General features: G+C 52.0%; 20 protein-coding genes. 9 read left to right on the forward strand and 11 right to left on the reverse strand.

Annotated features, from left to right (window positions below):
* The first annotated feature begins 303 nt into the window (after positions 1 to 303).
* Complete coding sequence (locus FEK43_RS14900) at positions 304 to 603, forward strand: hypothetical protein (RefSeq protein ID WP_135490600.1); 300 nt, start codon at positions 304 to 306, stop codon at positions 601 to 603.
* Between the two features lie 46 nt (positions 604 to 649).
* Here the strand turns inward: FEK43_RS14900 and rarD are convergent, their stop codons facing one another.
* Positions 650 to 1,537: an EamA family transporter RarD gene (gene rarD, locus FEK43_RS14905; protein ID WP_000339103.1), complete on the reverse strand. Its 888-nt coding sequence runs from the start codon at positions 1,535 to 1,537 to the stop codon at positions 650 to 652.
* A gap of 217 nt (positions 1,538 to 1,754) precedes the next feature.
* On the reverse strand, positions 1,755 to 2,222 hold the full coding sequence (yigI, locus tag FEK43_RS14910; protein WP_001277142.1) for an acyl-CoA thioesterase YigI: 468 nt from the start codon (positions 2,220 to 2,222) through the stop codon (positions 1,755 to 1,757).
* A gap of 165 nt (positions 2,223 to 2,387) precedes the next feature.
* Here yigI and pldA point away from each other — a divergent pair, with 165 nt between their 5' ends.
* From pldA to rhtC, 3 genes are all read left to right on the forward strand, one after another.
* Positions 2,388 to 3,257, forward strand: a complete 870-nt coding sequence (pldA, locus tag FEK43_RS14915) for a phospholipase A (RefSeq protein WP_130223375.1) — start codon at positions 2,388 to 2,390, stop codon at positions 3,255 to 3,257.
* 131 nt (positions 3,258 to 3,388) lie between these two features.
* The gene (recQ, locus tag FEK43_RS14920; RefSeq protein WP_130209494.1) at positions 3,389 to 5,218 is read left to right on the forward strand and encodes an ATP-dependent DNA helicase RecQ; all 1,830 of its coding nucleotides are present in this window, start codon (positions 3,389 to 3,391) and stop codon (positions 5,216 to 5,218) included.
* A 63-nt stretch (positions 5,219 to 5,281) separates the two neighbouring features.
* Positions 5,282 to 5,902: a threonine export protein RhtC gene (gene rhtC / locus FEK43_RS14925; protein WP_000928845.1), complete on the forward strand. Its 621-nt coding sequence runs from the start codon at positions 5,282 to 5,284 to the stop codon at positions 5,900 to 5,902.
* Positions 5,903 to 5,963: 61 nt separating this feature from the next.
* Here the strand turns inward: rhtC and rhtB are convergent, their stop codons facing one another.
* On the reverse strand, positions 5,964 to 6,584 hold the full coding sequence (rhtB, locus tag FEK43_RS14930; protein ID WP_135408355.1) for a homoserine/homoserine lactone efflux protein: 621 nt from the start codon (positions 6,582 to 6,584) through the stop codon (positions 5,964 to 5,966).
* Between the two features lie 110 nt (positions 6,585 to 6,694).
* Between rhtB and pldB the strand changes: the two genes are divergently transcribed.
* The 3 genes from pldB (at position 6,695) to bioP (ending at position 9,500) form a co-directional block, all read left to right on the forward strand.
* Entirely contained in the window at positions 6,695 to 7,717 is a 1,023-nt protein-coding gene (gene pldB / locus FEK43_RS14935) for a lysophospholipase L2 (protein ID WP_135408357.1), read from the forward strand.
* A 7-nt stretch (positions 7,718 to 7,724) separates the two neighbouring features.
* Complete coding sequence (yigL, locus tag FEK43_RS14940; protein ID WP_130209446.1) at positions 7,725 to 8,525, forward strand: sugar/pyridoxal phosphate phosphatase YigL; 801 nt, start codon at positions 7,725 to 7,727, stop codon at positions 8,523 to 8,525.
* A 75-nt stretch (positions 8,526 to 8,600) separates the two neighbouring features.
* Entirely contained in the window at positions 8,601 to 9,500 is a 900-nt protein-coding gene (gene bioP / locus FEK43_RS14945; protein WP_001196238.1) for a biotin transporter, read from the forward strand.
* On the opposite strand, the gene metR is transcribed toward bioP, so the two are convergent.
* Complete coding sequence (gene metR, locus FEK43_RS14950; RefSeq protein WP_000573618.1) at positions 9,388 to 10,341, reverse strand: HTH-type transcriptional regulator MetR; 954 nt, start codon at positions 10,339 to 10,341, stop codon at positions 9,388 to 9,390. The two genes, bioP and metR, sit on opposite strands and share 113 nt — an antisense overlap.
* A gap of 117 nt (positions 10,342 to 10,458) precedes the next feature.
* Here metR and metE point away from each other — a divergent pair, with 117 nt between their 5' ends.
* Positions 10,459 to 12,720 (forward strand): 5-methyltetrahydropteroyltriglutamate--homocysteine S-methyltransferase, encoded by a 2,262-nt coding sequence (metE, locus tag FEK43_RS14955; protein ID WP_138158605.1) that lies wholly within the window; start codon positions 10,459 to 10,461, stop codon positions 12,718 to 12,720.
* Between the two features lie 38 nt (positions 12,721 to 12,758).
* Here the strand turns inward: metE and FEK43_RS14960 are convergent, their stop codons facing one another.
* Positions 12,759 to 13,562: a dienelactone hydrolase family protein gene (locus FEK43_RS14960; RefSeq protein ID WP_135408359.1), complete on the reverse strand. Its 804-nt coding sequence runs from the start codon at positions 13,560 to 13,562 to the stop codon at positions 12,759 to 12,761.
* 261 nt (positions 13,563 to 13,823) lie between these two features.
* Between FEK43_RS14960 and udp the strand changes: the two genes are divergently transcribed.
* On the forward strand, positions 13,824 to 14,588 hold the full coding sequence (gene udp / locus FEK43_RS14965) for a uridine phosphorylase (RefSeq protein ID WP_130209452.1): 765 nt from the start codon (positions 13,824 to 13,826) through the stop codon (positions 14,586 to 14,588).
* A 211-nt stretch (positions 14,589 to 14,799) separates the two neighbouring features.
* On the opposite strand, the gene FEK43_RS14970 is transcribed toward udp, so the two are convergent.
* Genes FEK43_RS14970 through FEK43_RS14995 form a run of 6 tightly spaced genes read right to left on the reverse strand, consistent with a single transcriptional unit; the run spans position 14,800 to position 20,239 of the window.
* Positions 14,800 to 16,290, reverse strand: coding sequence for a tripartite tricarboxylate transporter permease (locus FEK43_RS14970; protein ID WP_138158607.1), 1,491 nt, complete (start codon positions 16,288 to 16,290; stop codon positions 14,800 to 14,802).
* 12 nt (positions 16,291 to 16,302) lie between these two features.
* Positions 16,303 to 16,809, reverse strand: a complete 507-nt coding sequence (locus FEK43_RS14975) for a tripartite tricarboxylate transporter TctB family protein (RefSeq protein WP_131162265.1) — start codon at positions 16,807 to 16,809, stop codon at positions 16,303 to 16,305.
* 16 nt (positions 16,810 to 16,825) lie between these two features.
* A complete protein-coding gene (locus FEK43_RS14980) occupies positions 16,826 to 17,800 on the reverse strand; it encodes a tripartite tricarboxylate transporter substrate binding protein (protein WP_135408362.1) in 975 nt (324 codons plus the stop codon).
* 24 nt (positions 17,801 to 17,824) lie between these two features.
* Positions 17,825 to 18,454 carry a 2-dehydro-3-deoxy-6-phosphogalactonate aldolase gene (locus FEK43_RS14985; protein WP_130209460.1) on the reverse strand — a complete coding sequence of 210 codons (630 nt, stop codon included), beginning with the start codon at positions 18,452 to 18,454 and terminating at the stop codon, positions 17,825 to 17,827.
* Positions 18,444 to 19,448, reverse strand: a complete 1,005-nt coding sequence (locus FEK43_RS14990) for a 2-dehydro-3-deoxygalactonokinase (RefSeq protein WP_135408364.1) — start codon at positions 19,446 to 19,448, stop codon at positions 18,444 to 18,446. Before FEK43_RS14990 ends, FEK43_RS14985 begins: the two co-directional genes overlap by 11 nt.
* Before the next feature lie 23 nt (positions 19,449 to 19,471).
* Positions 19,472 to 20,239 carry an IclR family transcriptional regulator gene (locus FEK43_RS14995; RefSeq protein WP_135408366.1) on the reverse strand — a complete coding sequence of 256 codons (768 nt, stop codon included), beginning with the start codon at positions 20,237 to 20,239 and terminating at the stop codon, positions 19,472 to 19,474.
* Between the last annotated feature and the right edge of the window lie 52 nt (positions 20,240 to 20,291).

Consider the following 20,291-nt stretch of genomic DNA (forward strand, 5'->3'; position numbering starts at 1 on the left):
GTTAATGTATAGATTATGAACTGCAAGCGTGATAAGCGCTCAAGCCTGGATGGGTAGAATATATTTCTGATGGATGATTTAAACATTTTTACATTGTTATATATATATATGATGGATTGAAGTTTATATATTATTTAGCTCATATAAGTTGCTATATCTATGCAATATAGCAGTCTTTGTATTGATAACTATACAGTAGTAATTTAGAGTGTGTAAGTTTTTATTGATGGGGTATATTTTAATTAAATATAATTGAAATGTATTTTTATTCTATAAATAATATCTGGGGTGAATGGATTCTATATGGGAAATGGTAACTTTTGGCAGTTATTCTTGGGTAAAGAACCTTACAGCAAAAAATCTGATTTTGTTAAGGCGTGGTTATTGTGGTGGGCTATTACCATCCTTGTTCTATTTATTTTAAGCCTGACTACGACATTAAATTTAAGAAGTATAGGTATAGGGTTAAGTTTTGGGTTTTGTCAAATCCTTGGTAGATATACAATGTCTCTAGGATGGAGTAAGTACTGGGGAGTTTTGGGTATATTTCCTGTAACAAATATCGTACTTTTTCTTATCTTAATTTTTTTCAAAAAAAGATAGATAAGTCAGTGGGTAGGCTTTTTAAATGGCCTACCCATGTTAATGCTTAACTTTTTCTACGCTGCGTATAAATCGCATCCATCACAAAAATTGCCAGCGCTACCCAAATAAAGGCGAAAGTCACCATCTTATCGGCACCCGGTTTTTCACCATAAAACGTCACAGCCAGCAGGAACATCAGCGTCGGGCCAATGTACTGGAAAAAGCCTAACGTTGAGAGACGCAGGCGCGTGGCTGCGGCGGTAAAACACAACAGCGGTACGGTCGTGACAATACCGGCGGCGATCAGCAGTAAATTCAGCGACATAGGGTTTTGTCCCATATGGCTGGTTGAGCTGTCGGCAATAGCAAACAGGTAAATCGCCGCCACGGGCAGCAACCACATGGTTTCGATTAACATGCCGGTTTGCGCTTCAACGGCAATTTTCTTGCGTACCAGGCCGTAGAAGGCAAAACTAAACGCCAGCCCCAGCGCGATAATAGGTAGCGAACCAAAAGTCCACAGCTGGACCAACACGCCACATATCGCCAGAATCACCGCCAGCCATTGCATCCGGCGGAATCGCTCGCCGAGGAAAATCATCCCCAGCACAATGTTCACCAGCGGGTTAATAAAGTAACCAAGGCTCGCTTCCAGCATATGGTGATTGTTCACCGCCCAGATAAACAGTAACCAGTTGCCGCCAATCAGCACGGCAGAGACTGCCAGCATAAAAATTTTCTGTGGCGTCTGAATCAGCGTTTTTAAATAGGACCACTGGCGGCAGATGCTCATCAGCACCACCATAAAGAAAAACGACCAGATCACGCGATGCGTCAGGATCTCATCGGCGGGCACGTAGTAAATCAGCTTGAAGTACGCTGGGGCGATACCCCAAATAAAATAAGCGGCAAGAGCGAGTAATACGCCCTGCCGCGTTTGTTTTGCATCCATTGGAAAACTCATTTTTTGTTGTTGATAGCAGTTGACCTGCTCAGTTTGCTGACAAAGTGTGCTTTGTTCATGCTGGATGCGGCGTTAACGCATTATTCAGCCTACAAAACCATGCAAATTCAATATATTGCATTTCTCTGGTAGGCCTGATAAGCGTAGCGCATCAGGCAATTTTGCGTTTGTCATAAGTCTCAGCAGTTTACCTGCTTTTATGTATTCAACCTACCATATAGGTGGCGGTAGCACTGGCAATATAAAGCTGTTCTTCATTGTGCAGTTCAACGCGGGCGACGGCGACTTTATTACCCGCACGCAGCAGGCTACTGGTAGCTGTAAAACGCTCGCCTCTGCCTGGACGTAGATAATCGACGCGAAGATCAATTGTCCCCATCCGCGATAGCCGCTGGCGCAGTTCATCCTCACTGATGGTTTCGTGGCGGGTTAAGGTGCTACCTACACACACCAGACCCGCGGCGACGTCCAGCGCCGACGCAATGACCCCACCGTGCAAAATGCTTTGCGCCCAGTTACCAACCATCATCGGCTGATTTTTAAAGGCCAGCTGTGCAAATTCTTTTTCGTAACGCTCCAGCTCCATCCCCAGTGCGCGGTTAAATGGCATGTGATAAACAAACATTTCACCCACTAATTTCAGGGCTTGTTCGGCGGTCAGTACGGCAGACATATCATCCTTACACTTCATTGGTTAATGAAATGTTGATTTTATGCTTCTTTGTTGTTGGTTTCTACTTTAGGAAGGGATAACTAACGGCAATTGAGTTAAGTATGTAAAATAGCCCGCAGAAAAAATATTCATCTAATCAATAATTCGTTACGGAGAACACGATCGATGCGGACTCTACTGGGCTGCTTGTTGCCGATGTGTATGCTGCCGATAGTGGCAAATGCGCAAGAGGCAACGGTGAAAGATGTGCATGACGCGCCAGCAGTACGTGGCAGCATTATCGCCAATATGTTGCAGGAGCATGACAATCCTTTCACCCTTTATCCTTACGACACCAACTACATCATCTACACCCAAACCAGCGATCTCAATAAAGAAGCTATTGCCAGTTACGACTGGGCAGAAAACGCGCGTAAGGATGAAGTAAAGTTCCAGTTGAGCCTGGCGTTTCCGCTGTGGCGGGGGATTTTGGGGCCAAACTCTGTACTGGGCGCTTCCTACACACAGAAATCCTGGTGGCAGCTTTCTAATAGCGATGAGTCATCACCGTTTCGTGAAACCAACTATGAACCGCAATTGTTCCTCGGGTTCGCCACCGATTACAGCTTTGCAGGCTGGACGCTGCGCGATGTAGAGATGGGTTATAATCACGACTCTAACGGACGTTCTGACCCAACTTCCCGTAGTTGGAACCGTATCTACACCCGCCTGATGGCAGAGAACGGCAACTGGCTGGTAGAAGTGAAGCCGTGGTATGTCGTCGGTAATACGGACGATAACCCGGACATCACCAAATATATGGGTTACTACCAGCTTAAAATTGGTTATCACCTCGGTGATGCTGTGCTGAGCGCGAAAGGGCAGTACAACTGGAACACCGGTTATGGTGGTGCGGAGTTAGGCTTAAGCTACCCGATCACCAAACATGTGCGTCTTTATACCCAAGTCTACAGCGGCTATGGCGAATCGCTCATCGACTATAACTTTAACCAGACCCGCGTCGGTGTGGGAGTTATGCTAAACGACCTGTTCTAATGCGAGTTGATTGAAAGGCAAATCTGGAATCCAGCATCCAGGATTATCCTCTCAGAGACTAAAAGCATTGCAGTTTCTCGCGCAGGCGCTGAAAATAGCGCCTGTTTTTATTTCAGGCAATCGGGGTGAATGTGGCGCAGGCGGAAGTGTTGAATCTGGAGTCAGGAGCTAAGCAGGTTTTACAAGAAACCTTTGGCTACCAACAGTTTCGCCCTGGTCAGGAAGAGATCATCGATACCGTACTTTCTGGTCGCGATTGCCTGGTCGTCATGCCCACTGGTGGCGGAAAATCCCTTTGCTATCAAATTCCTGCCTTATTGCTAAACGGCCTTACCGTGGTTGTTTCACCGCTGATTTCGTTGATGAAAGATCAGGTGGATCAACTGCAAGCCAACGGCGTGGCGGCGGCGTGCCTTAACTCGACGCAAACCCGAGAGCAGCAACTTGAAGTGATGACAGGCTGCCGTACCGGGCAAATTCGTCTGCTCTATATCGCGCCGGAACGCCTGATGCTGGATAACTTCCTTGAGCATCTGGCGCACTGGAATCCGGTTTTATTAGCCGTTGATGAAGCGCACTGTATCTCCCAGTGGGGCCACGATTTCCGCCCGGAATATGCCGCGCTCGGTCAGCTGCGTCAGCGTTTTCCGACGCTGCCGTTTATGGCGCTAACCGCCACCGCTGACGATACCACGCGCCAGGATATTGTGCGCCTGCTGGGGCTGAACGATCCGCTGATTCAAATCAGCAGTTTTGACCGTCCGAATATTCGCTACATGCTGATGGAGAAGTTCAAACCTCTCGATCAGTTGATGCGTTACGTGCAGGAACAGCGGGGAAAGTCGGGCATTATCTACTGCAACAGTCGGGCGAAAGTAGAAGACACAGCCGCGCGTCTGCAAAGTAAAGGAATTAGCGCGGCGGCGTATCATGCCGGCCTGGAAAACGATGTTCGCGCCGATGTGCAGGAGAAATTCCAGCGCGATGACCTGCAAATTGTGGTGGCGACGGTGGCGTTCGGCATGGGCATCAATAAACCGAACGTCCGCTTCGTGGTGCATTTTGATATTCCGCGCAATATCGAATCCTATTATCAGGAAACCGGTCGCGCCGGGCGTGATGGCCTGCCCGCGGAAGCGATGCTGTTTTACGATCCGGCTGATATGGCGTGGCTGCGCCGTTGTCTGGAAGAGAAGCCGCAAGGGCAATTGCAGGATATCGAGCGCCATAAACTCAATGCGATGGGCGCATTTGCCGAAGCGCAAACTTGCCGCCGTCTGGTGTTGCTGAACTATTTTGGCGAAGGTCGTCAGGAACCATGTGGTAACTGCGATATCTGTCTCGATCCGCCGAAACAGTACGATGGTTCGACCGATGCGCAGATTGCCCTTTCCACTATCGGTCGCGTAAATCAGCGGTTTGGGATGGGTTATGTGGTGGAAGTGATTCGTGGTGCTAATAACCAGCGTATCCGCGACTATGGTCATGACAAACTGAAAGTCTATGGTATGGGCCGTGATAAAAGTCATGAGCACTGGGTGAGCGTGATCCGCCAGCTGATTCACCTCGGCCTGGTGACGCAAAATATTGCCCAGCACTCCGCGTTGCAGCTGACGGAAGCCGCGCGCCCGGTACTGCGTGGCGAATCCTCTTTGCAACTTGCCGTGCCGCGTATTGTGGCGCTCAAACCGAAAGCGATGCAGAAATCGTTCGGCGGCAACTATGACCGTAAACTGTTCGCTAAATTACGCAAACTACGTAAATCGATTGCCGATGAAAGCAATGTCCCGCCGTACGTGGTGTTTAACGACGCTACCTTAATTGAGATGGCGGAACAGATGCCGATCACCGCCAGCGAAATGCTCAGCGTTAACGGCGTTGGGATGCGCAAGCTGGAACGCTTTGGTAAACCGTTTATGACGCTTATCCGCGCGCATGTTGACGGCGACGACGAAGAGTAGTCAGCGGCATAAAAAAGTGCCAGGATGAAGATTCCGTAAACGTTTTCCCCGCGAGTCAATTGTATGTTGATGTTATTCCTCACCGTTGCCATGGTGCACATCGTGGCGCTTATGAGCCCCGGTCCCGATTTCTTTTTTGTCTCTCAGACCGCCGTTAGTCGTTCCCGTAAAGAAGCGATGATGGGTGTGCTGGGCATTACCTGCGGCGTAATGGTTTGGGCTGGGATTGCGCTGCTTGGCCTGCATCTGATTATCGAAAAAATGGCCTGGCTGCATACGCTGATTATGGTAGGTGGTGGCCTGTATCTCTGCTGGATGGGTTATCAGATGCTGCGTAGTGCACTGAAAAAAGAGGTTGTTTCTGCACCTGCGCCACAGGTAGAACTGGCGAAAAGCGGGCGCAGTTTCCTGAAAGGTTTACTGACCAATCTCGCCAATCCGAAAGCGATTATCTACTTTGGCTCGGTGTTCTCGCTGTTTGTCGGCGATAACGTCGGCACCACCGAACGCTGGGGCATTTTCGCGCTGATTATTGTCGAAACGCTGGCATGGTTTACCGTCGTTGCCAGCCTGTTTGCCCTGCCGCAAATGCGCCGTGGTTATCAACGTCTGGCGAAGTGGATTGATGGTTTTGCCGGGGCATTATTTGCCGGATTTGGCATTCATTTGATTATTTCGCGTTGATGCCAGACGCGTCATCAGAGTAAGTCGGATAAGGCGTTTACGCCGCATCCGACATTATTTTTCAAGCGTGTCTCGCCGATGCCAACAGCGCTCCCACCAGCATAAACAGCGAGCCGAAAATCTTATTCAATGCCTTCATTTGTTTCGGCCCTTTTATCCATAACGCGATCCGTTGGGCGAGGGTGGCGTAACCGATCATCACAATAATATCGACCACAATGGTGGTGACGCCGAGCACGATATACTGCATAACTTGCGGCTGCTGCGGCATGATGAATTGCGGAAATAGCGCTGCCAGAAACACAATGCTTTTGGGATTGGTGAGATTCACAAACACGGCCCGTTGGTACAGATGACGCCGTGATTGGGTCGGGGTCAGCGATTTAAGGTCAATTGCACCAGCGGCGCGCCACTGCTGGATCCCCAGCCAAATCAGGTAAACCGCTCCCGCCCACTTCAACACTTCAAACGCAATCAATGAGCGGGAAAATAGCGTCCCCAATCCCACGCCAACCAGCACGATATGAATCGCCAGCCCGGTTTGCAAACCAGCAATAGACGCCACTGCACCACGATAACCGTGGTTAAGGGAAGTGGTCATGGTATTGATTGCGCCAGAGCCTGGCGACAGGCTTAAAATGATCGATGTCAGCAGGTAGGCAAACCACCATTCTAAAGTCATGATGAACTCCCGGTGTGTCTATTTTTGTGCCACAATACGCTACTGTCGCAGCGTTGTGTCAGGCACGCTTAAAAAAACGATTTTACGTGGTTTAAGAGGCTGATTACCCGATGTTTCAGCAGCAAAAAGACTGGGAAACAAGAGAAAAAGCGTTTGCTGCTTTTACCATGGGACCGCTGACTGATTTCTGGCGTCAGCGTGATGAAGCAGAGTTTACTGGTGTGGATGACATTCCGGTGCGCTTTGTCCGTTTTCGCGCGCAGCACCATGACCGGGTAGTCGTCATCTGCCCAGGGCGCATTGAGAGCTACGTAAAATATGCGGAACTGGCCTACGACCTGTTTCACCTGGGGTTTGACGTATTAATCATCGACCATCGCGGGCAAGGGCGTTCCGGTCGTCTGTTAGCCGATCCACATCTTGGCCATGTTAATCGTTTTGATGATTATGTTGATGATCTGGCGGCGTTCTGGCAACAAGAGGTCCAGCCAGGTCCGTGGCGTAAACGCTATATACTGGCCCACTCGATGGGCGGCGCAATCTCCACTCTGTTCCTGCAACGCCATCCTGGCGTGTGCGATGCCATTGCACTGACCGCGCCAATGTTCGGCATTGTGATTCGCATGCCGTCATTTATGGCGCGGCAGATTCTAAACTGGGCCGAAGCGCACCCACGTTTTCGCGATGGCTATGCGATAGGCACCGGGCGCTGGCGCGCCTTGCCGTTTACCATCAACGTGCTTACCCACAGCAGGCAGCGATATCGGCGCAATCTACGCTTCTATGCTGATGACCCAACGATTCGTGTCGGCGGGCCGACATACCATTGGGTACGTGAAAGTATTCTGGCCGGAGAACAGGTGTTAGCCGGAGCAGGTGATGACGCCACGCCAACACTGCTTTTGCAGGCTGAAGAAGAGCGCGTGGTGGATAACCGCATGCACGACCGTTTTTGTGAACTTCGCGCCGCCGCGGGCCACCCTGTAGAAGGAGGTCGACCGTTGGTAATTAAAGGTGCGTACCACGAGATCCTTTTTGAAAAGGACGCAATGCGCTCAGTCGCGCTCCACGCCATCGTTGATTTTTTCAACAGGCATAACTCACCCAGCGGAAACCGCTCTACAGAGGTTTAAATTTCTTATGTACCAGGTTGTTGCGTCTGATTTAGATGGCACGTTACTTTCTCCCGACCATACGTTATCCCCTTACGCCAAAGAAACTCTGAAGCTGCTCACCGCGCGCGGCATCAACTTTGTGTTTGCGACTGGTCGCCACCACGTTGATGTGGGGCAAATTCGCGATAATCTGGAGATTAAGTCTTACATGATTACCTCCAATGGCGCGCGCGTTCACGATCTGGATGGCAATCTGGTTTTTGCTCATAACCTGGATCGCGACATTGCCAGTGACCTGTTTGGCGTAGTCAACGACAATCCGGACATCATTACTAACGTTTATCGCGACGACGAATGGTTTATGAATCGCCACCGCCCGGAAGAGATGCGCTTTTTTAAAGAAGCGGTATTCAAATATGCGCTGTATGAGCCGGGGTTGCTGGAACCAGAAGGTGTCAGCAAAGTGTTCTTCACCAGTGATTCCCATGAAAAACTTCTGCCACTGGAGCAAGCGATTAACGCTCGCTGGGGCGATCGCGTCAATGTCAGTTTCTCTACCTTAACCTGCCTGGAAGTCATGGCTGGCGGCGTTTCAAAAGGCCATGCCCTGGAAGCGGTAGCGAAGAAACTGGGCTACAGCCTGCAAGATTGTATTGCCTTTGGCGATGGAATGAACGATGCCGAAATGCTGTCGATGGCGGGTAAGGGCTGCATTATGGGCAGCGCACACCAACGGCTGAAAGACCTGCATCCAGAGCTGGAAGTGATTGGTACTAACGCCGAAGACGCAGTGCCGCATTATCTGCGTAAGCTCTATTTATCGTAATCGTTCTTTATTTGGTCAGTTGTCAACCTGATACTTCGCTACAATGGATACTCGTTAATCAAAGAGTTTTCCATTGTGGCGCTACTTATCATCACCACGATTCTGTGGGCCTTCTCCTTTAGCTTTTATGGCGAGTACCTTGCGGGCCACGTCGATAGCTATTTTGCGGTGCTGGTGCGCGTTGGCCTGGCGGCACTCGTTTTTCTGCCGTTTCTGCGTACCCGTGGCAATAGCCTGAAAACGGTCGGCCTGTATATGCTGGTGGGCGCGATGCAGCTTGGCGTGATGTATATGCTGAGTTTCCGTGCTTATCTCTATCTGACGGTCTCCGAACTGTTGCTGTTCACCGTGCTAACGCCGCTCTACATCACGCTGATTTATGACATCATGAGCAAGCGCCGCCTGCGCTGGGGCTATGCCTTTAGCGCCTTGCTGGCGGTGATTGGCGCCGGAATTATTCGCTACGATCAGGTCACCGACCATTTCTGGACGGGCCTGCTGCTGGTACAACTCTCCAATATCACTTTTGCCATTGGTATGGTGGGCTATAAACGCCTGATGGAAACTCGTCCGATGCCGCAGCATAACGCTTTTGCGTGGTTCTATCTCGGCGCGTTCCTGGTGGCGGTGATTGCATGGTTCTTGCTGGGAAATGCGCAGAAAATGCCGCAAACCACGCTGCAATGGGGCATTCTGGTGTTTCTTGGCGTGGTGGCTTCCGGGATTGGCTACTTTATGTGGAACTACGGCGCGACGCAGGTGGACGCCGGAACGCTGGGCATTATGAATAATATGCACGTTCCGGCAGGGCTGCTGGTAAACCTGGCTATCTGGCACCAACAGCCGCACTGGCCAACGTTTATTACAGGCGCGCTGGTGATCCTGGCCTCACTGTGGGTGCATCGTAAGTGGGTCGCTCCGCGCTCTTCACAAACGGCAGATGATCGCAGGCGTGATTGCGCGCTGAGCGAATAAACGCTTCTGTAATCGGCTGACGCTGCTCGCCATCGCGCACGGCGGCGTACAGTCGGCTCCACAAGCCTTCGCCCAGGGTTTTGGTGACCACCAGGCCCTGGCGTTCAAAACTCTCCACTACCCAATGCGGTAGTGCGGCAATACCCATCCGTGCGGCAACCATCTGAATCAACAATAAGGTGTTATCGACGCTTTTCAGTGACGGGCTGACGCCTGCTGGCTGAAGAAAATGCCGCCAGACATCCAGTCGGCTACGCTGCACCGGATAAATCAACAGCGTTTCGCTGGCGAGATCTTCCGGTGTAATACGCGTTTTTGCCGCCAGTGGATGGTCAGGTGCTAACACCAGACGCACTTCATAGTCGAACATCGGCGAATAATGCAGGCCACTGCGCGGCAGAATATCGGACGTCATCACCAGATCCAGCTCGCCCTGTTGCAACGCAGGCTGCGGATCAAACGTTACGCCCGATTTAAAATCCATCTCCACCTGCGGCCAATTCTTATGGAAATTTTCTAATGCGGGCGTCAGCCACTGAATACAGCTATGGCACTCTATGGCAATGCGCAGGCGCGTCTGCTGCGGTTCATTGCAGGCTTGCAGTGCCTGGCTAATTTGCGGCAGCACCTGATTTGCCAGTTGTAGCAGGATTTCTCCCTGCGGTGTAAAGCGAAGCGGCTGGCTTTTACGCACAAATAGCCGGAAGCCGAGGCGTTGTTCCAGATCGCTAAACTGGTGAGACAGGGCGGATTGCGTCTGATGCAACGTCGCCGCAGCGGCTGCGAGCGAGCCGCAGTTCCGCAACGCTTGTAGCGTTTTCAGGTGTTTTACTTCGATCATGAAAGTCCTTCACTTCGGCATGAATAATTTGCGCTTGAGGAATATACAGTAACTGGCAAATATGGATGTGTAAACATCTGGACGTCTAAATACTAAAAATTCCACAAGGGGCATATAATGACAATTCTTAATCACACCCTCGGTTTTCCTCGCGTTGGCCTGCGTCGCGAGCTGAAAAAAGCGCAAGAAAGTTATTGGGCGGGGAACTCCACGCGTGAAGAACTGCTGGCAGTAGGGCGTGAATTGCGTGCTCGTCACTGGGATCAACAAAAGCAAGCGGGTATCGACCTGCTGCCGGTGGGCGATTTTGCCTGGTACGATCATGTTCTGACCACCAGCCTGCTGCTGGGTAATGTTCCGGCGCGTCACCAGAACAAAGATGGTTCGGTAGATATCGACACCCTGTTCCGTATTGGTCGTGGACGTGCACCGACTGGCGAACCTGCGGCAGCGGCGGAAATGACCAAATGGTTTAACACCAACTATCACTACATGGTGCCGGAGTTCGTTAAAGGCCAACAGTTCAAACTGACCTGGACGCAGCTGCTGGAGGAAGTGGACGAGGCGCTGGCGCTGGGCCACAAGGTGAAACCTGTGCTGCTGGGGCCGATTACCTACCTGTGGCTGGGTAAAGTGAAAGGTGAGCAATTTGACCGACTGAGCCTGCTGAACGACATTCTGCCGGTTTATCAGCAAGTGCTGGCAGAACTGGCAAAACGCGGCATTGAGTGGGTACAGATCGACGAACCCGCGCTAGTACTGGAACTGCCGCAGGCGTGGCTGGACGCATACAAACCCGCTTACGACGCGCTCCAGGGGCAGGTGAAACTGCTGCTGACTACCTATTTTGAAGGCGTCACACCAAACCTCAACACGATTACTGCGCTGCCTGTTCAGGGGCTGCATGTTGACCTCGTGCATGGCAAAGATGACGTTGTTGAACTGCACAAGCGTTTGCCTTCTGACTGGCTGCTGTCTGCTGGTCTGATCAATGGTCGTAACGTCTGGCGCGCCGATCTTACCGAGAAATATGCGCAAATTAAGGACATTGTCGGCAAACGTGATTTGTGGGTGGCATCTTCCTGCTCACTGCTGCACAGCCCCATCGACCTGAGCGTGGAAACGCGTCTTGATGCAGAAGTGAAAAGCTGGTTTGCCTTCGCCCTGCAAAAATGCCATGAACTGGCGCTGCTGCGCGATGCGCTGAACAGTAGTGACACGGCAGCTCTGGCAGAGTGGAGCGCCCCGATTCAGGCGCGCCGCCACTCTACCCGTGTACATAATCCGGCGGTAGAAAAACGTCTGGCGGCGATCACCGCCCAGGACAGTCAGCGTGCGAATGTCTATGAAGTGCGTGCCGAAGCCCAGCGTGCGCGTTTTAAACTGCCAGCGTGGCCGACCACCACGATTGGTTCCTTCCCGCAAACCACGGAAATTCGTACCCTGCGTCTGGATTTCAAAAAGGGCAATCTTGACGCCAATAACTACCGCACGGGCATTGCGGAACATATCAAGCAGGCCATTGTTGAGCAGGAACGTTTGGGACTGGATGTGCTGGTACATGGCGAGGCCGAGCGTAACGACATGGTGGAATACTTTGGTGAGCATCTCGACGGTTTTGTCTTTACGCAAAACGGTTGGGTACAGAGCTACGGTTCCCGCTGCGTGAAGCCACCGATTGTTATTGGTGACGTTAGCCGCCCGGCACCGATTACCGTGGAGTGGGCATCGTTCGCGCAATCGCTGACTGATAAACCGGTGAAAGGGATGCTGACTGGCCCGGTGACGATTCTCTGCTGGTCGTTCCCGCGTGAAGATGTCAGCCGTGAAACCATCGCCAAACAAATTGCGCTGGCGCTGCGTGATGAAGTGGCGGACCTGGAAGCGGCAGGGATTGGTATCATCCAGATTGACGAACCGGCACTGCGCGAAGGTTTACCGCTGCGCCGCAGCGGCTGGGATGCTTATCTCCAGTGGGGCGTAGAGGCCTTCCGTATCAACGCCGCCGTAGCGAAAGATGAAACGCAAATCCACACTCATATGTGTTATTGCGAGTTCAACGACATCATGGATTCGATTGCGGCGCTGGACGCAGACGTCATCACCATCGAAACCTCGCGTTCCGACATGGAGTTGCTGGAGTCATTTGAAGAGTTTGATTATCCGAATGAAATTGGCCCGGGCGTCTATGACATTCACTCGCCAAACGTACCGAGTGTGGAATGGATTGAAGCCTTGCTGAAGAAAGCGGCAAAACGCATTCCGGCAGAGCGTCTGTGGGTCAACCCGGACTGCGGCCTGAAAACGCGTGGCTGGCCAGAAACCCGCGCCGCGCTGGCAAACATGGTGCAGGCGGCGCAGAATTTGCGTCGGGGGTAAATCCAAACCGGGTGGTAATACCACCCGGTCTTTTCTCATTACAGCGACTTCTTGCCACCATACTGCCTGAACCATTCCAGCATACGCTGCCAGCCGTCTTTTGCAGATTCTGCATGATAGCTCGGACGATAATCGGCGTTGAACGCATGCCCGGCATCCGGGTAAACGATAATCTCTGCTTTCGCGTTTGCTGCCCGCAGCGCCTGGCGCATCGTTTCCACGCTCTCCTGCGGAATGCTGTTATCCTGGCCGCCATATAAGCCGAGAACCGGAGCGTTAAGATCGGTTGCGATATCAACAGGTTGTTTCGGTGAATTCAGTGACTTATCGCCCGTCAGTTTGCCGTACCACGCCACTGCGGCTTTTAACTGTGGATTATGCGCGGCATACAGCCAGGTGATGCGTCCGCCCCAGCAAAATCCGGTGATCATTAAACGATGGACATCGCCGCCGTTGCGTGACGCCCAACTGGCAACATGATCGAGATCGGCCAATACCTGTGAGTCAGGTACTTTTGCCACCAGACCACTTAGCAGCGTTGGGATATCGGCGAAATCATTCGGATCGCCTTCGCGGAAATAGAGTTCTGGTGCGATAGCCAGATACCCCTCCAGCGCCAGACGGCGACAAATATCGCGGATATGTTCATGCACGCCAAAAATTTCTTGCACTACAATGACCACTGGCAGTGGGCCATCGCTCTGCTTTGGGCGGGCATGGTAAGCAGGCATGTTATCCCCTTGTGAAGGGATAGAGGTGAACCCTGCCACAATCGCATCTTCCGGGGTCTGAACGATGGTCGATGCAGCAGGTGCAAATCCAGATTGTTGTGTTGTTGCCATGGTATTCTCCGTACCCTTATAAAAATTTTGCGCAATGTTAACTATAGTCAGCATGCAACAAATCACATTGCCTGAATCGGCTCATCTTTTATGCAACAACACACGGTAAAGAGTTATTTATGTGATTTAAATCACTTTTATCAGGTAAATGCATGCAACACATTTGCGTCATGGTGATGGGTGTCACGAAAAAATGTTAAATCCTTCGGTAAAGTGTCTTTTTGCTTCTTCTGACTAAACCGATTCACAGAGGAGTTGTATATGTCCAAGTCTGATGTTTTTCATCTCGGCCTCACTAAAAACGATTTACAAGGGGCTACGCTTGCCATCGTCCCTGGCGACCCGGATCGTGTGGAAAAGATCGCCGCGCTGATGGATAAGCCGGTTAAGCTGGCATCTCACCGCGAATTCACCACCTGGCGCGCAGAGCTGGATGGTAAACCTGTTATTGTCTGCTCTACCGGTATCGGCGGTCCGTCTACTTCTATTGCTGTTGAAGAGCTGGCACAGCTGGGCATTCGCACTTTCCTGCGTATCGGTACGACGGGGGCTATTCAGCCGCATATTAATGTTGGTGATGTCCTGGTTACCACGGCGTCTGTTCGTCTGGATGGCGCGAGCCTGCACTTCGCTCCGCTGGAGTTCCCGGCTGTCGCTGATTTCGAATGTACGACTGCACTGGTAGAAGCCGCGAAATCCATTGGCGCGACCACCCACATTGGTGTGACTGCTTCTTCTGACACCTTCTACCCGGGCCAGGAGCGTTACGATACTTACTCTGGTCGCGTAGTCCGTCACTTTAAAGGTTCTATGGAAGAGTGGCAGGCGATGGGCGTGATGAACTATGAAATGGAATCTGCAACTCTGCTGACCATGTGTGCAAGCCAGGGCCTGCGCGCCGGTATGGTGGCGGGCGTTATCGTTAACCGTACCCAGCAAGAGATCCCGAACGCCGAGACGATGAAACAAACTGAAAGCCATGCGGTGAAAATCGTAGTGGAAGCGGCGCGTCGTCTGCTGAAATAAAAAGATGCTCCCCAACTTCGGGGAGCATTCCGATTGTTGTTAACGTGTGCTTTGTTCATGCCGGATGCGGCGTGAACGCCTTATCCGGCCTACAAAAGCATGCAAATTCAATATATTGCATTTCTGTGGTAGGCCTGATAAGCGCAGCGCATCAGGCAATTTAGCGTTGGTCATCAGCCTCACACTCCCCAACGTTGGGGAGTGATATCAATTATTGACGGCGTAATCGCATAATTTTGCGGATTATTGGTGTCAGTAGCGTAAAGGCTGCCAGAGTCAGCAATGCCAGGGTGATCGGTCGGGTATACAGAAAGTCGAGTGACCCACCCGAAAGCGACAGCGCCCGGCGAAAATTACTTTCTGCCATTGGCCCCATAATCAATGCCAGGACCACTGGCGACGCCGGATATCCCCCTTTCTGCATGAAATAGCCCACTACGCCCGCAATCAGCATAATGCCGACATCAAACAGGCTATTGTTCAGCGCATAAGTCCCAACAACACAAAGCGCGAGGATCATCGGCGTGAGAATATTGCCGGGGATTTTCACCACGTTGCCGATGACTTTCAAAGAGAGCAGCCCAAGCACTAGCAGCATGAAGTAACAGAAGATCATGCCGACAAACAGCGTATAAACCATATCGCCGTGGTCGGTAAACATCAGTGGGCCTGGCTGCATCCCTTGTAACGTTAACGCGCCCAGCATGATGGCGGTTACCGCATCGCCAGGGATCCCCAGCGTCAGCATAGGTAACAAGGCGCCACCTGTGCAGCCATTCGCGCCTGCCTCACAGGAGGCCACCGCCTTAATCTCACCCTTACCAAAGTTTTCAGGCGTCTTACTGAAACGACGAGTTTCGTTATAGGCAACAAAAGCTGCAATATCCGCCCCCGCACCGGGGATCATGCCGATAAAAACCCCTAATCCTGATGAGCGCAAAATGGTTAATGCGATGCGACGTAGCGTTTGCCAGGGCAGTAACAGACTGCCGATAGCCACCTTCGCCCCCTGACGAATTTGCTGGTTTTGCTCCATAGAGCGGAATGCCTCTGAAGCAGCAAATAAACCAATCATCACCGGGATAAATGGCACATTCATCAGCTCCACAAATCCACCTGTAAACCGTGGAAAACCGCCCATTGGATCAAGGCCTATCGTTGCGATCAGCAATCCGCCAACTCCGGCAATCAGTCCTTTAATCAACGACTCGCCGGAAATACTGGCAATAATACTCAGCCCGAAGGTTGCCAGGGCGAAGGACTCTGAAGCACTAAACTTCAACGCCCAACTGGCAAGTACCGGAGAGAGAAACATCAGCACAATAATGCTGATTGTTCCGCCGCTAAAGGAAGAGAACGTGGCGGCACTCAACGCCAGCCCGGCTTTTCCCTGCTTCGTCAGCTCATAACCGTCAATTGCGGTGGCTGCGGCTGCGGGTGTGCCTGGAATTTTGAGCAAAATTGCGGTGATAGAACCGCCATAGACGCCGCCAAAAAAGACGCCGCAAATCATCAACAAGCCAGAAACAGGCTCCATGCCGTAGGTGAAAGGCAGTAAAATCGCCACCCCCATGGTCGCTGTTAAACCGGGCAGGGCGCCAATCACAATACCCAGCATCACCTCAAACGTGGCAAACAGCAGCGCCTGAGGATTACTGAGTAATGTCGAAAAACCCTGAGTTAAAAGTTCACTTTCAAACATTGCTGGCCCCTGTTATTCGAAAAATGTGCCGACAGGCAATGGCACCTGTAACGCTTCGACGAACAGCAACCAGAGGATTGCCGTTAACAACAGCGCAATACCCGGTGTGAGTACCCATCGCCTGTAGCCCATCAACGTCATAATGACGATGAGGAAAACAGGAGTAGTAATGAGATAACCGCAGTAGCTCATCGCCACAATATAAAACGCGGTTGCCGCAATTCCCGTTGCCGTTTTCCTGAATGCCGGTTTTTCCTGTGCGTCGGCGCAAGATTCTGGTTTTGCCAGCAAAAGATCACGTATCACCAGCAAGACAGCGAGCACAATCAGGGCGCAGGCATAGAAGGTAGGGAAGGCACTTGCACCGGGATCCGTTTCAATGGCAGTTGCTGGAAAATCAGCGGCATTAATCATCACTGTGCCAGCAACTACGCAAAGTAACAGCGCCACCACCACGGTGGATGAAAGGCGCTTGCGGTGCGGTACGGCGAGTTGAGCAACAGACTGTTTTGTGTTCATCGACCGTACCTCGGGATTATTTTTTCAGGCCCAGGCGAGTTAGCAGCTCGTCAAAATACTGTTCCTGCTCGCTGATTTGTGTCTGGAAGCTGGCGCCATCAAGCCATGCATAGTTGAGATTCAACTTTTGCAGAGCATCCTGAAATACAGGCTCTTCAGCCGTCTCTTTTGCTGCCTTCGCCAGAACATCCACCACATCCTGCGGCGTTTTTTGCGACACAATCAGACCGCGCCAGGTGCCGATAGAGAGATCAACGCCTTTCTCTTTTAACGTCGGTACGTCAGGCATGGCTTTCACACGCTCATCCGCCATCACCACCAGTGTCTTCAGCTTGCCACCTTTCACATGGTTGATAACTTCACCTGGGCTTACAGAAACCGCTTCAATGTGCCCGCCTAACAGACCTGTAATGGCAGGGGCTGCGCCGTCATAAGGGACATGAGAGAACTTCGCGCCCGTTTTGTCTTCCAGAGCAGCCGCCGCCAGATGCCAGATAGCACCGGTGCCTGAGTTACCAATGCGTACTTTTCCGGGATTCGCTTTGGCGTAAGTCATAAATTCGTCATAGCTATTCCACGGCGCATCAGCACGGACGGTGATAGCCGCCGGATCCGCATTCAGACGGGCGATGGGTTTGAAGTCGCTGGTTTTAAAACGCACCATTCCGAGGCTGGGAAGGGTGGTCAGTTCAACCGTGCCTAAACCGATTTTGTACCCGTTAGGGCGGGCAGCGGCGATTTCACTCAGGCCGATTGCGCCGCCACCGCCAGGTTTATTGATAACCCCGATGCTGACGGGTAAATGGTTTTTGGCGGCATCAGCAAAGGCTCGGGCAACCAGATCCGTACCGCCTCCGGCAGCGTAGGGTACGACTAACTCGATCTGTTTGGTTGGGTAGGAAGCCGCCTGTACGGGTGCAGTGCTGAGGGCAGCGCCTGCAAGAAGTACCATCGCAGCCATTTTTTTCGGTAGGGTAAGATGTTTTATCATTGGTTTTATATCCTTATTTATCAGTTATTTATTATTTAAATTGTTCCATGCGTTCATAAAAAGCACTGCATTTTCATAGACCTGCTCTGGCGTCATGCCGGGGCGATATAGCGCAGAACCGAGGCCAAAACCGTTTGCGCCGTGGCTCAGATAACGCGCCATTGTTTCCGGTGTGATACCGCCAACCGGTAACATTGGAACGGATTGCGGAATAACCGCACGCCAGGCTTTGGTGACTTCTGGCGTAATTTGTTCGGCCGGGAACAGCTTGATGGCATTGGCGCCGTGTTCAATGGCAGCAAAGGCTTCAGTGGGCGTAGCGACGCCAGGCGCGCAATACATACCCAGCGCACGGGCGCGACGGATCACCGCAGTATCGCAATGCGGCATCACGATAATCTGACCTCCAGCCTCTTTAACCGCGACCACCTGCTCTACTGAAAGCACAGTTCCGGCTCCGACCAGGCAGTCCTTAGGCAGGGCGTCGCGCAGTAGACTGATACTTTGCAACGGCTCCGGCGAGTTCATGGGGATCTCAATCAGGCGGAATCCGGCGGCGTACAGCTTTTCACCGATGGCGACAATCTCATCCGGTTTCACGCCGCGTAAAATGGCGACTAACCCGGTTTTTTGCAAAAGCGTATTAAATGGCATGAGTACATTCCCTGGCGTTGGTGGAGAGTAGCCCGGCAGCGTGGGCGATTCGCCATAATCCCTGTTCAGTGGCATTAGGAATGGCGTGAAACTGTCTGTCGGGAAAAACGTGGCTGAACGCCCGTGAATAGCGGCTGTTCAGGGTGGCGCTACCGATTAAGGCGATCGGCGTTGTGGCGGGTAAATCACGCAGCAAGCTGGATGCCAGACCACATAATTCATGGCCTATCAGTAATCCAGAAAGATAATCTCCCTGTGAGGACGGCGTAAGATTATCGGTCAGCAAGCGCGAACGGGTCGAAAACAGCGTCGATAATAATCCGGTCTGATGATGCTCCAGTGCCGCTGTCAGTCCTTGGGCAAAGGCATCCCAGTGCGGCTCGTCGCCCGGACGCATGGTGGCGCCAAGAATCGAATGGCGGGATAAAACATCAAATAACTCGCCCGTCATAAAGGTTCGGAAATCGGTAATGGTGTTGTTTTCAACCACCGCCCATTTCGCATGAGTGCCAGGTAAGCCAATCAGCACCGGCACACCCTTACGGATTGCGTCTTGCAGGGCAGGTTCCATTGCGATGGCACCGAAGATTTGTGTCTCTTCGCCACGCATCACTTCGGGCATTTCACCTTCTTTAATCACGCCGGGAATGATGTGCAGCATTGTCTGCTGCTGGTGGATAACCGGCGTCAGTTGCTTCGCCAGGCCATCGAGAGTGACCGGGCAAGGTAAATAAGCTGCTGGTTGCCACCCTTGCGCACTGCCGATCATGCCACAAGCCAGAACCGGGCAGGGGGATTGTGCCAGCCAGTCGCCACAGACACGCAAAAATGTATCGTGGAAAGCGTCCTCACGTGTTGCCGCCTGGGAGGGTAATTTCATGATTCCCCAGGGGAATTCACGTTTTTCTTGTGGATCTGGTGAGTCACCAAAACGCCATGCCCGAAGCGATGACGTTCCCCAGTCCAGGGCAATAAATGAGGTATTTCCCGACATTAGCCGTTTCCTTTAATCATGGTTTAATTATCTTTGCGGACGTGCTTACCCCAGCCCAGTTCAGCGGAGATCTCTTCTGCACAGGATTTGACGTAAGGTGCCAGTTCTTCCAGGCGCGCCAGCGACATATACGTGGTGGTACTGGCGACAGAAATGGCCGCCACAATTTCATTCCGGGCGTTGTAAATCGGCGCTGCAACGCAACGGATAGTGGGCTCGTTCTCTTCCAGATCAAAAGCAAAACCACTGGCGGCATAACGGCGCATGTTTTGTATAAATGCGCCCAGTTTTGTTTCATCACCACAAGTCAAAAATAGTGTGCGCCACTCTTCTTCTGTTCGGTTGAGGATCAACGCCTTGCCGATGCCGGTGATTGCCAGTGGCATGCGATGGCCTGGGCGTGAGCGCATTTCCAGCCCGCGCTGACTGTTGATCTTCTCCAGATACAGCACTTCGTCGCTTTCAACGATCCCCAGATGCACGGTGTCCAGGGTGTAACGGGCCAGACGTTGCAAAACGGGCTGTGCAACTTCATACAATGAAGTGCTTTCCAGCGCTCTGGCGCCGAGTTCGATCAGTTTGGCGCCCAGTTGGTAGCCCTGAGTTGGGACATGGCGCAGATAGCGTTGCTCCACCAAAACAGAGACTAAACGATGGGTTGTACTCCGCGTCGTGCCGGTGAACTCGCCGATACTTTTCAGGTCATGGCAACCGTTATAAACAGCATTAATAACCGCCAGTCCGCGTAATAACGTTTGTGCGCCAGCGGTGGTTGAAGAGGTTTCTGCCATAGATGTCTCCTGATGATATTGCCGAGTGTTTCACAGAATAAAGTGGGGAAAA

This window comes from Escherichia sp. E2562, from assembly GCF_005781075.1.
Classification (GTDB): domain Bacteria; phylum Pseudomonadota; class Gammaproteobacteria; order Enterobacterales; family Enterobacteriaceae; genus Escherichia.

Bases quoted from the DNA above. Each gene is read 5' to 3' on its own strand.
- pldB (WP_135408357.1), top strand. From the start codon at position 6,695: ATGTTTCAGCAGCAAAAAGACTGGGAAACAAGAGAAAAAGCGTTTGCT.
- metR (WP_000573618.1), bottom strand. From the start codon at position 10,341: ATGATCGAAGTAAAACACCTGAAAACGCTACAAGCGTTGCGGAACTGC.
- udp (WP_130209452.1), top strand. From the start codon at position 13,824: ATGTCCAAGTCTGATGTTTTTCATCTCGGCCTCACTAAAAACGATTTA.
- FEK43_RS14960 (WP_135408359.1), bottom strand. From the start codon at position 13,562: ATGGCAACAACACAACAATCTGGATTTGCACCTGCTGCATCGACCATC.
- FEK43_RS14975 (WP_131162265.1), bottom strand. From the start codon at position 16,809: ATGAACACAAAACAGTCTGTTGCTCAACTCGCCGTACCGCACCGCAAG.
- FEK43_RS14900 (WP_135490600.1), top strand. From the start codon at position 304: ATGGGAAATGGTAACTTTTGGCAGTTATTCTTGGGTAAAGAACCTTAC.
- yigI (WP_001277142.1), bottom strand. From the start codon at position 2,222: ATGTCTGCCGTACTGACCGCCGAACAAGCCCTGAAATTAGTGGGTGAA.
- rhtB (WP_135408355.1), bottom strand. From the start codon at position 6,584: ATGACTTTAGAATGGTGGTTTGCCTACCTGCTGACATCGATCATTTTA.
- FEK43_RS14980 (WP_135408362.1), bottom strand. From the start codon at position 17,800: ATGATAAAACATCTTACCCTACCGAAAAAAATGGCTGCGATGGTACTT.
- FEK43_RS14990 (WP_135408364.1), bottom strand. From the start codon at position 19,448: ATGTCGGGAAATACCTCATTTATTGCCCTGGACTGGGGAACGTCATCG.
- pldA (WP_130223375.1), top strand. From the start codon at position 2,388: ATGCGGACTCTACTGGGCTGCTTGTTGCCGATGTGTATGCTGCCGATA.
- FEK43_RS14985 (WP_130209460.1), bottom strand. From the start codon at position 18,454: ATGCCATTTAATACGCTTTTGCAAAAAACCGGGTTAGTCGCCATTTTA.
- yigL (WP_130209446.1), top strand. From the start codon at position 7,725: ATGTACCAGGTTGTTGCGTCTGATTTAGATGGCACGTTACTTTCTCCC.
- FEK43_RS14970 (WP_138158607.1), bottom strand. From the start codon at position 16,290: ATGTTTGAAAGTGAACTTTTAACTCAGGGTTTTTCGACATTACTCAGT.
- rhtC (WP_000928845.1), top strand. From the start codon at position 5,282: ATGTTGATGTTATTCCTCACCGTTGCCATGGTGCACATCGTGGCGCTT.
- FEK43_RS14995 (WP_135408366.1), bottom strand. From the start codon at position 20,239: ATGGCAGAAACCTCTTCAACCACCGCTGGCGCACAAACGTTATTACGC.
- rarD (WP_000339103.1), bottom strand. From the start codon at position 1,537: ATGGATGCAAAACAAACGCGGCAGGGCGTATTACTCGCTCTTGCCGCT.
- metE (WP_138158605.1), top strand. From the start codon at position 10,459: ATGACAATTCTTAATCACACCCTCGGTTTTCCTCGCGTTGGCCTGCGT.